Genomic DNA, 11,908 nt, shown 5'->3' with positions numbered 1-11,908 from the left:
TCTGTCGCGCCGGTTCCCTTTTGCCTTTTTCGTCCGGTTAACCCTTCAAGCACCTCGATTGCCGATTGATCCGACTCCCGGGAACCCCATGTCGCGCGCCACCGTTACCCGCAACCGCTTCGCCTTGCATCCGCTGATGCTGGCTCTGGCGGTTGTCTTGCCGGGCCTGGACGTGTCGCGGACTCAAGCCGCCCCCCTCGTCAACAGCGAACAACCCGGCAGCCAGGCACGCCATTACACCATCGCTGCCGGATCGCTGGTGAGCGTCCTCAACCGCTTTGCCGAACAGGCCGGGATTTTTCTCGCCGGACACAATGACCTCGCGGCCGGCAAACGCAGCCCTGGTCTTGACGGTGTCTACAGCCAGCAGCAAGCGTTGCAACGACTGCTGCAAGGCAGTGGCCTGCAAGCGCAACGCCAGGGCACCGGCAGCTACGTGCTGCAGGCCACAGCCGTGACACAAGATGCACTGGAACTGGGGGCGACGAACATTTCCGGGCAGGCACCCGGGACGATCAGCGAAGACTCCCGCGCCTACACCGTCGGCTCGACGTCTTCAGCCACTGGCTTGGCGCTGTCCCTGCGCGAAACGCCGCAATCGGTCACGGTCATCACCCGCCAACTCATGGACGATCAGGGGGCCACCAGCATTGTCGATGTCCTGCGCCGCACTCCTGGCATCAGCGTGCAAAACTACGACAGCGAACGCTGGGAGTTTTCCAGTCGTGGCTTGCCGATCACCAATTTCCAGTACGACGGCGTCAATACCGACTACGACGGTGTCTACGACTACGGCACCTCGAGCACCGACATGGCACCCTACGACCGCGTTGAGATCATCAAAGGCGCGACCGGCCTGATGACCGGGGCGGGTGATCCCTCGGCAACCGTCAATCTGATTCGCAAGCGCCCGACCCCGGCATTCAAAGCCTCGGTCACCGGCACCGTCGGCTCCTGGGACAACTATCGCAGCGAAGGCGATATTTCCGGCCCGCTGAGCGCCAGCGCAAATGTCCGCGGGCGTCTGGTCGGGGTCCACCAGGACCGCAGCGCCTACGCCGATCACTACCGCAACACCAAGGACATCGCCTACGGCATTGTCGAAGCCGACTTGACCCCGGACACCCTTGTCACCGTCGGTATCGACCAGCAAGACACCCGTTCCCGGGGTGCCAGCTGGACCGGTTTCCCGATGTACTACAGCGACGGCTCGCGCACCGATTTCTCCCGGTCCTTCAACCCGGCCACCGACTGGAGCCGTCGCGACTTCACCAACCAGACGGTGTTCGCCTCCGTGCAGCAGCAACTGACCAACGATTGGGCACTCAAGGTCAGTTACGACCGCAAACACCGCCAGCACGATACCTTCCTCGCCTCCGCCAGTGGTGGCAACCCGGACCCGGTCAGCGGTAACGGCATGTTCATGTATATGGGCAAGTTCGAGGGCGATCAGGTTCAGGACAACATCGACGTCAACCTGACCGGTCCATTCACCCTATGGGGTGGCGATCACGAACTGATCGTCGGTTTCATGTCAATGAACACGCGCCAGGACATCCCGGTGTACGGTTCGGTGTACCCGCCAGTGGACGGCAGCATCTTCGACTGGCGCGGCGAGTTTGCGAAACCCGGGATCCCACGGGTGGGCACCGACGACATTGTCCAGCGCCAGACCGGCGCCTACCTGGCCACCCGGCTCAAGCCCGTCGATGACCTGGCGCTGATCCTCGGTACGCGTGTCAGCGACTTCTCGGGGCACGACGACCTGGATTACAGCGACCCGCACACCGCCGACCTGCGCGACAGCTATCGCCAGAGCGGTGTCGTCACGCCTTATGCCGGGCTTGTCTATGATTTCGACGACACCTGGTCGGTGTACACCAGCTACACCAGCATCTATCAGCCGCAAATGAGCAAGGACGCCAACCGGCGACTGCTCGATCCGGTACAAGGCAAAAGTCTTGAAGCGGGCATCAAGGCTGAATACTTCGATGGACGCCTGAACACCAGGTTCGCCCTGTACCGCATCGAACAGGACAACATCGCCGAGTATGTCAGCGGCGTTGATACCGAGTCGGTGTACCGCGCCGTCCAGGGCGCCACCACCAAAGGCTTCGAGATCGAACTGGCCGGCGAGTTGCGGGACGGCTGGAACCTGTCGGCCGGCTACACCTATAACCACACCCGCGATGCCAAGGGTGATTACGTCTACGGTTCGGTGCTGCAAACCACTGCACCGGAACAAGTGGTGCGAGTATTCAGCACCTACCGCCTGCCTGGCCCCTGGGACAGGCTCACCGTCGGTGCAGGCGTGAACTGGCAAAGCGAATTCTTTGGCAATGTGTTCCGTCCCGACCCCGCCGATACGGTGAACTTCGGTCAGTACACGACGATCACCCAGCCCGGTTACGCCCTGGTGGACGCGATGGCGCGCTATCGCTTCAACGAGCACCTGAGCACCACACTGAACGTGAAGAACCTGTTCGATAAAACCTACTACACCGGGCTTGGCAACTTTGGCACCGGGTTTTATGGCGAACCGCGCGCCGTACAACTGATCACCCGATGGGCGTTCTGATCGTGGCCTGAAACGGGTGTTTGGCGATCTACGGTACTGCCGAACGAACTCAGGCTGGCTACGCTGTAATCCAGCATGCATAACCTGCCGAGGAGTGCCCGCCATGCAACGTGTTCAAAAACTCACGCCCTGCCTGTGGTTCGACGATCAGGCCGAAGAGGCGGCAAAGTTCTATTGCTCGATCTTCGACCATTCGAAAATCACCGCCATCACCCATTACGGCCACGCCGGATTCGAATTCCACGGCCGGCCCGAAGGTTCGGTCATGACCGTCAGCTTCGAGCTCGACGGGCAGAGCTTCACCGGTCTCAACGGCGGGCCGATGTTCACGTTCAGTGAAGCGGTTTCGTTTCAGGTCAATTGCGAGATCCAGGAAGAAGTCGACCATTTCTGGGGCCGCCTGTCGGCCGGCGGCGCGCCCGAGGCCCAGCAATGCGGCTGGCTCAAGGACAAGTTCGGGCTGTCATGGCAGATCGTCCCCGTTGCGATGATGGACATGATCAAAGACCCGGACACGAAAAAATCCCAACGAGCCATGCAGGCGATGATGCAGATGAAAAAACTCGATATCGCCGAACTGCAACGAGCCTTTGACGGCGAGAGCTAATACACTCGGGCACTGACCTGCCGAGGAGCGAGCATGAAGCACGCCGTTGCCAAGAACGCCGACAAGGCCCCGCGCTTCTGGCGCGATGATGCCCTGCCTTTCATCGAAGCCCGCTCCATCGCCGACGGGCGCGAAGTCTGCTACACACGGCATGCCCACGAGCACTTTTCCATCGGAGCGATCACCGCCGGGCGCAGCACCTATCTCCATGAGCAGTCGGCGTTCGAGGTCAGCGTCGGCACTGTCGTGCTGATGAACCCCGGTGACGTCCACGCCTGCAACCCGATCGAAGACCAACCCTGGTCGTACCTGATGCTGTACGTCGATACGCCGTGGCTGACCGATTTGCAGCATCAGCTCGGGTTCAGCGATGACGCGGCGTTTCGCCGCTTTTCAGTGACCCATACCCGGGACGCCAACCTGTTTGCCGGCCTCGCGGGCTTGTATGAGGTACTGGTCGATCCACAGCAAGACGTGCTGCGCAAACACAGCGTGGCCGTGGAGTTCTTTACCGAGGTTCAGCTCCGGTTCAACCCGGTCGATCAGCCGCTGCGCGAACCCAATTTCAAGCTGGAGCGTGCTGCCGATTACATCCGCGACCACTGCACGCAAACCCTCAAGCTCGAAGACATATGCGAGGCGGCGCAACTGTCACCGTCCTACCTGATCCGCGCCTTCAAACAGCATTACGGCATGACGCCCCACGCGTTCCTGGTGAACCGGCGCATCCAGTTCGCCCAGGATCAATTGCGCAGCGGCAAACTGATTGCGGACGTGGCACTGGAAGCGGGGTTCGCCGATCAGGCGCATTTTCAACGGGCATTCAAACAACACCTGGCGGCGACACCGGGGCAGTATCGGGGCTGAGGCAACACAAAGATGCTCTTGAGCCTGACTCCCCTGTGGCGAGGGGGCTTGCCCCCGTTGGGCTGCGAAGCGGCCCCCGACGTTCTTTCAGACATACATTGCATGCAGGATTTACGACGGCTGCGCCGCCGAACGGGGGCAAGCCCCCTCGCCACAAAACCTGCAGTGACTGCCGTTACGGCAGCAACAGGTACACCGCGCTCACCACCAGCAGCAGCGCCATGGCGCGATTGAACAGGCGCATCCCCGCCGGGTTGTTCAGGAAGCCGCGCAGAAATGTCCCGGCATACGCCCAGCAACCGACCGACACATAGCAGATCACCAGGTAAATCGCGGCGAATTGCCAAACCAGGCGTGCCTCGCCATCGGCGACAAACGCGCCCATGCCGGCCACGCAGGCCAGCCAGGCTTTCGGGTTGAGCCATTGCATGATTGCGCCATACAGCATCGACGGCGCCTGCGCCGATTCGCCGGCTTGCACCTGCCCATTGTCGGCCGCCAGCTTGAAGGCCATGTACAACAGAAACGCCACGCCTGCCCATTGCACCCCCTGCGTCAGTGCCGGCCATCGTTGCAACAACTCATGCAGGCCCAGCCCCATCAGCACCAACAGCAAAACAAACCCCAGGGTGGCCCCGGCCACGTGACGCTGGCTGGCCCGGAAGCCAAACCGCGCGCCGGAACTCAACGCCACAATGTTGACCGGCCCCGGCGTGATGGACGCGACCAGCGCAAACGCTGCCATGGACATCATCAGACTCATTGCACACCTTCTTCCATCGAGTTGAACAAGGCCCTCAAGGTAAAGACCCCACCGGTTCGCGTATTGAAGAAAACTACCCTTCCCGGCCTCGCTACGAGTAATAACTGACGATGTTTTTCACTTTGCTCAAGGCAGTGCGCAACGAGTCCATGTCCACCGAACCCAACGCCAGGCGTATCGCGTGCGGCACGTGGGCCGAAATCGCAAAAGGCTCGGCCGGCGACACCGACACCTGCTCGCGCATCAGTGCCATGGCGATCTGGTCGGCCCGGGCGTCCTCCGCCAACGGCAGCCAGATGAAGTAGGAATTGGGATGACTGATGGTCCTGAGCCCTGCCAGCATCTCGCGGGCCAGGGCTTGCCGGGCCCGGGCGTCTGCACGCTTTTGCGATTCCAGTTGGCTGACGGTGCCATCGTCGAGCCAGGCCGTGGCGATGGCGGTCACAACGCCGGGAGTGTTCCAGGTGGTCGCCATGATCGTGCGCTCGAACGCTGCGACCCATTGCGCCGGTGCGGCGATGAAACCGACGCGCAGCCCGGTGGCGACATTCTTCGACAGACCGGACACATACACCGTCCTCTCCGGCGCCAGCTCGGCCAACGGTGGCGGTACGTTTTCAGCCAGGAACGCGTAGGCGGCATCCTCGATGATCGTCAGGTCATGCTGGCGCGCTATCGCCACCAGTTGCTCGCGCTGACCGGCGTCCATCACCCAGCCCAGCGGGTTATGCAAGGTCGGCATCGAGTACACGGCCCGTACCGATCGGCTGCGACAGAGTTTTTCCAGTGCGGGCAGATCAGGCCCGGTATCCGTGACCGGAATGGGCAAGACTTCCAGATGCAGGGTTTCGGCCAGCGTCTTGAAACCGGGATAGGTCAGCGCATCGGCGGCGATCACATCACCAGGCTTGAGCAGCGACATCATCGCCACCGCCAGGCCATGCTGAGCGCCGCTGACGATCAACACCTGTTCAGCCGGCACGCTCAGCCCTCGATCAAGCAGATGGCGCGCGACCGAGGCCCGCTCGTGCAGGCGTCCCGCGTGAGGCTGATAGCGCAGGAGGGATTCAAGGTCCCCGGACAACGCCAGTTGACGCAAGGCAGTGCGCAACAGGTCGGCCTGACCGGGCAATGACGGGTAGTTGAAATTCAGGTCGATCATCCCCGCTGCCACCACGTGCTGCGAGATGCCCTGCCCCGGCGGCAGCGAGGTCTCCCTGACAAAGGTCCCGCGTCCGGTTTCGCCGCTGACCAGGCCCATACCCTCCAGCTCGGCATACACCCGGCTGGCGGTGACCAGCGCCAGACCGTGCTCGGTTGCCAGTTGCCGGTGAGTCGGCAGGCGCGTGCCGGGCGGCAGATGCCCGGAGCGGATGTCGGCGGCAAAGGCATCTACCAGGGTTTTATAGCGGGATCGCGGCATGTCGAGATGTATCCATGACAATTTTTTGATTGTATCGATAGTCGCTCATAGGATGAGTTTCGTGCAATCAGACAATGAGCGTGAGCCAAATGGAACGGACCTCGAACCTGCAACCCCGGACGCTGGACAGCAGCACCAGCGGCTGGATCAACGGCCTGATCGGCGTGGTGATCTTCAGCGGCTCGCTGCCGGCGACACGGGTGGCGGTGCTGGAGTTTGACCCCGTGTTCCTGACGGTTGCGCGCGCGACCATCGCGGCGGTCCTGGCGTTGTGCCTGCTGTGGTTATTCAAGGAAAAACGCCCGGCGCGCCAGCAACTGATTCCGTTGATGATCGTCGCCCTGGGCGTGGTCATCGGCTTTCCCCTGTTGACCGCGCTGGCGCTGCAATACGTGACTTCCGCGCACTCCATTGTCTTCGTCGGCCTGTTGCCCCTGGCAACAGCGGTGTTTGGCGTTCTGCGCGGCGGCGAGCGGCCAAGGGCGGCGTTCTGGATTTTCTCGGTGCTGGGCAGCCTGCTGGTGGTCGGGTTTGCCCTGTCCCAAGGGCTGACCGCCTCCCCCCAAGGCGACATCCTGATGCTGCTGGCCATCCTCGCCTGCGGCCTGGGTTATGCCGAAGGCGCGAAACTGTCGCGCACCCTCGGTGGCTGGCAGGTGATTAGCTGGGCGCTGGTGCTGTCGCTGCCGGTCGTGGCCGTGCTCAGCTGGATGCGCATGCCGGCTTCGTTCACCGGCATCAGCACGCCGGCCTGGTTCAGCCTGGCTTACGTCTCGCTGTTCAGCATGCTGATCGGTTTCGTGTTCTGGTATCGCGGCCTGGCCCAAGGGGGCATCGCCGCCGTCGGGCAATTGCAGCTGCTTCAGCCGTTTTTCGGGCTGACCCTGGCCGCCACCCTGCTGCATGAGCATGTCAGCCTCGGCATGCTGGGTGTCACCGTCGCCGTGATCCTCTGCGTCACCGGGGCGAAAAAGTTCGCCAGATAACCCCGTGTACGGTGGTTTGCGCCCATGACTGTATGGGTCTGGCCAAGGGTGAGCCGTGATAAAAATAGCGCTCTTGCTACAGGAGCCCACCATGGACCTCGCCACCCTCACCCTGTTTCTGCCGGCCTGTTTTGCCCTCAACATGGCGCCAGGCCCCAACAACCTGTTGTCGGTCAGCAATTCGACCCGCTATGGCTACCGTACCGCGTGCGTGGCCGGCATCGGCCGGTTGCTGGCGTTCGCCGGGATGATTGCCCTGGCCTCGGCGGGGCTGGCGGTGGTGCTGCAAACCTCTGAGCTGCTGTTCTACGCCATCAAGATCCTTGGCGCGGCATACCTGTTCTACCTCGCCTGGCAATTGTGGCGCGCAGATCCGGGTGTGGAAAACGTGGTCACCTCAGCGCCCGTGGGCACGCTGGCGCTGGCCCGGCAGGAATTCCTGGTCGCGGCCGGCAACCCCAAGGCCATCCTGATTTTCACCGCGTTCCTGCCGCAATTCGTCGACTCGACCCACGCCATTGCGCCGCAGTTCGTGGTGTTGGGCGCGCTGTTTCTGGTGCTGGAATGGGTCGCCATCGGCGCTTACGCCTACATGGGCCTGCACATGCGCCGCTGGTTCGCCAGGCCATCGGGCAAGCGGATGTTCAACCGCTGCTGCGCCGGGTTGTTGTCGGCAGCGGCTTCGGTACTTCTGATGGCCAGACGCGCCTGAAGTAGATGTTTTACCCATGTGGGAGCGGGCTTGCTCGCGAAGGCGTAGTGTCAGTCACCTCAATTTCGACTGACACTATGTATTCGCGAGCAAGCCCGCTCCCACAGGTTGGAATCACCTTTCGACTGGAAATTCGCTGTCGATTTTCCGGTGGAGGTCGCCCATGACGCGATCTATGCTGGGCCCATGAACCTACAAAAAACGCTTCTACCGCCCCGTGCCGAGATGGTTCGCGCCATGCTCGAACGAGACACCTCCTACGAGGGGGTGTTTTTCACGGCGGTCAAGACCACAGGCATCTTCTGCCGTCCCGGTTGCACCGCCCGCAGCCCGAAGCCTGCGAACGTCGAGTTCTTTGCCAGCGCCGAACAATGCCTGGCGGCGGGCTATCGCGCCTGCAAGCGCTGCAAACCGCTGGACACCGCCGCCAGCGCGCCGGACTGGGTGCAGAAACTGTTCAAGTCGGTAGACGCCGACCCGGAACAGCGCTGGACCGACGCCCGGCTACTGGCTGAAGGCATCGAACCACTGAAACTGCGTCGCTGGTTCAAGCAGCATTTCGGCATGACCTTCCACGCCTGGCTGCGCACCCGGCGCCTGGGCATGGCGTTGGGCGGGATCAAACAGGGCGACTCCATCGATGACGTCGCCTTCGATTCCGGCTACGAGTCCCTGAGCGGTTTTCGCGATGCCTTTCAAAAATCCTTTCACATCACCCCGGGCCGGGCGGCCAACAGCGAGCCGCTGCTGTTCACGCGCCTGACCACACCCCTGGGGCCGATGATCGCCATGGCCGAACGGCGTGGGCTGGTGCTGCTGGAGTTTCTCGATCAGGCCTCGCTGAACCCTTCGGTCCAGGCGCTGCAAAACCGTTTCGGTTATGCCGTGGCACCGGGGCACAACGCGCATTTGCAGCAGATCGAAGAGCAGTTGTCCGCGTATTTCGCCGGTACGCTCACTGAGTTCAGCGTGGCCTTGCACATGCCCGGTAGCGAGTTCTCCCGCCGGGTCTGGGCTGAACTGGCGAAGATCCCTTACGGCCGGACCACCACCTACGGCGCCATTGCGGCGATTCTGGGCAAGCCCGGTGCCAGTCGGGCGGTGGGCCTGGCCAACGGGCATAACCGCTTATCGATTGTCGTGCCCTGCCACCGGGTGATCGGCGCCGACGGCTCGTTGACCGGCTACGCTGGAGGCCAGCCGCGCAAGGCGTTTCTGCTCAGGCTGGAAAACGCAGCGGTGCAGCTCACGGAGCAGCTGGCGTTCTGATCCCCCCCACAGTTTTTTCATAAGGAAGGAAACTCGATGGACAGGCTCGACAATCAACTGCACCAACTGCATCACGAGGGTTTGCTGATCCTCACCAACGTCGCCGATGCCGCCGGTGCGCGGCTGGTGGAGCAACTGGGCAGCAAGGCCGTCGCCACCAGCAGTGCGGCGGTGGCCTGGGTACATGGCTATCCGGACGGCAACACCCTGCCCCTTGAGCGCCTGGTCTCGACGGTCGAGTCGATTGCCCGGGTCATTTCGGTGCCACTGACCGTGGACATCGAAGCCGGTTATTCCGATGACCTGGAACGGGTGGCAACAGTGGTTGACGCCGTGATTGCCGCCGGCGCTGTCGGAATCAATATCGAGGACGGCTCCTCGCCGCCGGAATTACTGGTACGCAAGATTGAAACCGCACGCCAGGTGGCCGATCGACGTAACGTGAACCTGTTCATCAATGCGCGCACCGATGTTTATCTTCGGGGTCTGGTGCCTGCCGAAGATCGCGTCGCCGAAACCCTCAGGCGCGCCGCGCTGTATCAGGCGGCCGGTGCCAATGGCCTGTTTGCCGCGGGCGTTACCGCGGAGTACGAGATCAAGGCGCTGTGCCACGGCACCTCACTGCCGTTGAATGTGCTTGGCTTCCCAGGCCTGCCGTCACCCGAAGTGCTCAAAGAACTTGGTGTGCGCCGCCTGTCCGCAGGTTCAGGCATCGCCGAATTCCTCTACGGTGCCATGGCCGGCATCGCCAAAAGCTTTCTGCAAACCGGCAAGTTCGATACCCACGACCTGAAGGCCCTCACCTATGGCGAAGTGAACGCCCTCTTGAAACCGTCCGGGAAAGCCTGAGCCCATGGCCGACGGCTATCAGGCGGCCAGTGAGTTCCTGGCGGCCATCGATGACGACTGGCGCCGCCACATCGACGCCGTCGGCCCGTGCCTGCACCAGCCGCATGCGGCCCGTGATCCCTATGAGTCGCTGGTGCGGGCGATTGCCTATCAGCAACTGCACGCCAAGGCCGGCGATGCGATTGTCGGCCGGCTGCTGGCACTGTTCGGTTCGGGTGCGTTTCCCAAGCCTGAACAGATCGTCGCGACCGATTTCGACCAACTGCGCAGTTGCGGATTTTCCGCGAGCAAGATCGCGACCATTCAGGGCATCGCCCAGGCGTCGCTGGACGGCGTGGTGCCCGATTACGCCACGGCGCTGGCCATGGACGATGAAGCACTGATCGAACGCCTGATCACGTTGCGCGGCGTGGGCCGCTGGACCGTGGAGATGCTGCTGATCTACAGCCTGGAGCGGCCGGATATCCTGCCGGCCGATGACTTTGGCGTGCGTGAGGGCTATAGGCGACTCAAGGGCCTGGAGGTGCAGCCGACGCGCAAGCAGATGATCGAGATCGGGTTGGGGTGGAGTCCTTATCGGACGGTGGCCTCCTGGTATTTGTGGCGGGTGCCAAACAAATAGACCGCGTTATCGTTTTTCGCGAGCAAGCCCGCTCCCACATTCGACCGCATTCCCATGTCAGAACTCGGTTAAATGTGGGAGCGGGCTTGCTCGCGAAGACGTCAGTCCAGTCAACACACCATCAAGGACCAGTCACAACCCCGACTTCAACCGACTGAACGCCCTGATCAACGCCCGGTTGAATGCCTTGCCATTGTCATTCTTGCTGTACAGCGAAGCCCGGACCGCGGCCGGCGGATACGTCCCCGGATCGTTGCGAATCGCCGGGTCGATCAAGCCGTCCGCCGCCGTAATAGCATTGGCGTAGTGGATGGTGTCGGTGATCGGCGCGATCACTTGCGGGGTCATCAGGTAATCCATCAACGCCAGGCCGGCCTGCGGATGCGGCGCGTCCTTGGGAATGACCATGGCATCGAACCAGATCAACGTGCCCTCCTTCGGAATCCGGTACTTCAGCGAATATGGCTTGCCCGCCGCCTCGGCCTGGCCCGCCGCAATGGCCACGTTGCCGTTCCACGACATCGCCACGCAGGTGTTGCCGTTGGCCAGGTCGCTGATGTTCAGGTCGTTGTCGAAGTAGCGGATGTACGGACGAATCTTCGCCAGTTGCTGCTCGGCCAACTTCAGGTCATCGAGGTTCTGGCGGTTGATGTCCAGGCCCATGTACTTCATGACCGCCGCAAACACTTCGTTGGGATCGTTGAGCAAGCTGACCCCGCAATCGGCGAACTTCGAGACCACGGCCGGATCGAACAGCATCGCCCAACTGTCGGTCGGCGCGTCGGGCAGGCGCTGTTTGACAGCCTGTTCCTGATACCCCACACCCGTGGTGCCCCAGGCGTAGATCCCGGCATAGCGGTTGCCCGGGTCGAACACCGCCATGTGCTGGCGGAACTCCTCGCCGACGCCGGCAAAGTGCGGCAGTTGCTGCTTGTCGACCGTCTGCACCGCGCCACTCTCGATGGCCCGGGACAGATGCTGCCCCGCCGTCAGCACCAGATCGTAGCCACTGCGGCCGGTGAGCAGCTTGGTCTCGACGGTTTCCAGGGAGTCGAAGTGGTCGACCACCACATGGATGCCGGTTTTCGCTTCAAAATTCTTCAAGGTGTCCGGGGCCAGGTACTCGCCCCAGATGTAGAGGTTGACCACCGGTTTGGCGGCGTCGGCAGCCTGCACACACAGGGGTGCAAGCACCAGCAGTATTGCTTGAGTCAGTTTGTGCAGGCCCACGA

At 62.3% G+C, this 11,908-nt stretch carries 11 protein-coding genes; 8 read left to right on the top strand and 3 right to left on the bottom strand.

The features are described from left to right. Positions 1–88: 88 nt before the first annotated feature. The 3 genes from PspS34_RS12445 (at position 89) to PspS34_RS12435 (ending at position 4,052) form a co-directional block, all read left to right on the top strand. A complete protein-coding gene (locus PspS34_RS12445) occupies positions 89–2,578 on the top strand; it encodes a TonB-dependent siderophore receptor (RefSeq protein WP_159389830.1) in 2,490 nt (829 codons plus the stop codon). A gap of 103 nt (positions 2,579–2,681) precedes the next feature. After that, positions 2,682–3,185, top strand: a complete 504-nt coding sequence (locus tag PspS34_RS12440; RefSeq protein WP_154860127.1) for a VOC family protein — start codon at positions 2,682–2,684, stop codon at positions 3,183–3,185. Between the two features lie 33 nt (positions 3,186–3,218). After that, positions 3,219–4,052 carry an AraC family transcriptional regulator gene (locus PspS34_RS12435; protein WP_159389829.1) on the top strand — a complete coding sequence of 278 codons (834 nt, stop codon included), beginning with the start codon at positions 3,219–3,221 and terminating at the stop codon, positions 4,050–4,052. A gap of 175 nt (positions 4,053–4,227) precedes the next feature. On the opposite strand, the gene PspS34_RS12430 is transcribed toward PspS34_RS12435, so the two are convergent. Then, positions 4,228–4,815 carry a LysE family translocator gene (locus tag PspS34_RS12430; RefSeq protein ID WP_159389828.1) on the bottom strand — a complete coding sequence of 196 codons (588 nt, stop codon included), beginning with the start codon at positions 4,813–4,815 and terminating at the stop codon, positions 4,228–4,230. Positions 4,816–4,906: 91 nt separating this feature from the next. Then, on the bottom strand, positions 4,907–6,238 hold the full coding sequence (locus PspS34_RS12425) for a PLP-dependent aminotransferase family protein (RefSeq protein ID WP_154860129.1): 1,332 nt from the start codon (positions 6,236–6,238) through the stop codon (positions 4,907–4,909). An 89-nt stretch (positions 6,239–6,327) separates the two neighbouring features. Between PspS34_RS12425 and PspS34_RS12420 the strand changes: the two genes are divergently transcribed. The 5 genes from PspS34_RS12420 to PspS34_RS12400 all read left to right on the top strand — a co-directional run bounded on the left by PspS34_RS12420 (position 6,328) and on the right by PspS34_RS12400 (position 10,676). Then, complete coding sequence (locus PspS34_RS12420) at positions 6,328–7,224, top strand: DMT family transporter (protein WP_159389827.1); 897 nt, start codon at positions 6,328–6,330, stop codon at positions 7,222–7,224. Between the two features lie 91 nt (positions 7,225–7,315). Next, positions 7,316–7,936 (top strand): LysE family translocator, encoded by a 621-nt coding sequence (locus PspS34_RS12415; protein ID WP_057715056.1) that lies wholly within the window; start codon positions 7,316–7,318, stop codon positions 7,934–7,936. Between the two features lie 186 nt (positions 7,937–8,122). Further along, positions 8,123–9,205 carry a bifunctional transcriptional activator/DNA repair protein Ada gene (locus PspS34_RS12410; RefSeq protein ID WP_090457860.1) on the top strand — a complete coding sequence of 361 codons (1,083 nt, stop codon included), beginning with the start codon at positions 8,123–8,125 and terminating at the stop codon, positions 9,203–9,205. Positions 9,206–9,241: 36 nt separating this feature from the next. After that, on the top strand, positions 9,242–10,054 hold the full coding sequence (locus PspS34_RS12405) for an isocitrate lyase/phosphoenolpyruvate mutase family protein (RefSeq protein ID WP_159389826.1): 813 nt from the start codon (positions 9,242–9,244) through the stop codon (positions 10,052–10,054). A 4-nt stretch (positions 10,055–10,058) separates the two neighbouring features. Continuing rightward, positions 10,059–10,676, top strand: coding sequence for a DNA-3-methyladenine glycosylase (locus tag PspS34_RS12400; protein WP_154860132.1), 618 nt, complete (start codon positions 10,059–10,061; stop codon positions 10,674–10,676). A gap of 132 nt (positions 10,677–10,808) precedes the next feature. On the opposite strand, the gene PspS34_RS12395 is transcribed toward PspS34_RS12400, so the two are convergent. Then, positions 10,809–11,906 carry an extracellular solute-binding protein gene (locus PspS34_RS12395; protein ID WP_154947012.1) on the bottom strand — a complete coding sequence of 366 codons (1,098 nt, stop codon included), beginning with the start codon at positions 11,904–11,906 and terminating at the stop codon, positions 10,809–10,811. Positions 11,907–11,908: the final 2 nt, after the last annotated feature.

The organism is Pseudomonas sp. S34 (assembly GCF_009866745.1).
In the GTDB taxonomy this organism is placed as follows: Bacteria; Pseudomonadota; Gammaproteobacteria; order Pseudomonadales; family Pseudomonadaceae; genus Aquipseudomonas; species Aquipseudomonas jessenii.
The sequence above is the reverse complement of the archived record's forward strand: the minus strand, read 5'-3'. Positions and strand labels throughout refer to the sequence as shown.

Excerpts from the sequence above, each read along its gene's own strand:
- PspS34_RS12445 (WP_159389830.1), top strand. The coding sequence starts at position 89 with ATGTCGCGCGCCACCGTTACCCGCAACCGCTTCGCCTTGCATCCGCTG.
- PspS34_RS12440 (WP_154860127.1), top strand. The coding sequence starts at position 2,682 with ATGCAACGTGTTCAAAAACTCACGCCCTGCCTGTGGTTCGACGATCAG.
- PspS34_RS12435 (WP_159389829.1), top strand. The coding sequence starts at position 3,219 with ATGAAGCACGCCGTTGCCAAGAACGCCGACAAGGCCCCGCGCTTCTGG.
- PspS34_RS12430 (WP_159389828.1), bottom strand. The coding sequence starts at position 4,815 with ATGAGTCTGATGATGTCCATGGCAGCGTTTGCGCTGGTCGCGTCCATC.
- PspS34_RS12425 (WP_154860129.1), bottom strand. The coding sequence starts at position 6,238 with ATGCCGCGATCCCGCTATAAAACCCTGGTAGATGCCTTTGCCGCCGAC.
- PspS34_RS12420 (WP_159389827.1), top strand. The coding sequence starts at position 6,328 with ATGGAACGGACCTCGAACCTGCAACCCCGGACGCTGGACAGCAGCACC.
- PspS34_RS12415 (WP_057715056.1), top strand. The coding sequence starts at position 7,316 with ATGGACCTCGCCACCCTCACCCTGTTTCTGCCGGCCTGTTTTGCCCTC.
- PspS34_RS12410 (WP_090457860.1), top strand. The coding sequence starts at position 8,123 with ATGAACCTACAAAAAACGCTTCTACCGCCCCGTGCCGAGATGGTTCGC.
- PspS34_RS12405 (WP_159389826.1), top strand. The coding sequence starts at position 9,242 with ATGGACAGGCTCGACAATCAACTGCACCAACTGCATCACGAGGGTTTG.
- PspS34_RS12400 (WP_154860132.1), top strand. The coding sequence starts at position 10,059 with ATGGCCGACGGCTATCAGGCGGCCAGTGAGTTCCTGGCGGCCATCGAT.